This window comes from Lactococcus sp., assembly GCF_036648155.1.
Classification (GTDB): domain Bacteria; phylum Bacillota; class Bacilli; order Lactobacillales; family Streptococcaceae; genus Lactococcus; species Lactococcus cremoris.
In genome coordinates this window covers 1-508 of the sequence record NZ_JAVXIY010000053.1, presented here as the reverse complement: position 1 = coordinate 508, position 508 = coordinate 1, and the positions used below count along the sequence as shown (strand labels likewise).

1 protein-coding gene is annotated in these 508 nt (G+C 30.9%); it reads right to left on the bottom strand.

Features of this window, described 5'->3' with window-relative positions:
• Positions 1 to 84: 84 nt before the first annotated feature.
• Positions 85 to 378: a DUF1359 domain-containing protein gene (locus RSC39_RS12090; RefSeq protein ID WP_332537495.1), complete on the bottom strand. Its 294-nt coding sequence runs from the start codon at positions 376 to 378 to the stop codon at positions 85 to 87.
• Positions 379 to 508 lie beyond the last annotated feature (130 nt).

Genomic DNA, 508 nt, shown 5'->3' with positions numbered 1-508 from the left:
TAGTGTCTTAACTCCTTATATTTATGATATAATAGTAGTTAAGAAATCAGTTTTTAAAGCCCGTTCCCAGCGGGCTTTTTTTGTTCATTTAATATCAATTCCAAGTTCTTTAGCCAACTCATTAATAAGAGCCGTATTATCTTCAATGTTTTGTTCCAACAAAGGGATGAGTGTTGCAACACTAACATTAAAAGAACATGGTGTAAATCCACTTAAATTTAATCCGACTTTATCAGTCAAAAGAACATCACTCTTTTTATAATGTTCTAAAGCATTTTTCTGATTTTTAACATAATAGATTAAGCTTTCAAGTCTTTCAATTTTAATTTTGGTTTCGACAATTTGCTCTGAAAAATCAACAGTAATTTCTTGTGGCATTTTTCTCCTCCAGTTGAGTTTAGCGAGTTCCTAGCTCAGTATGATATAATACGTGTGACCACAAAAAAATATAGAAAATATTTTTTATCACACCCGCTCGAACTTGGTCAACTCGAGCTTTTTTATTATT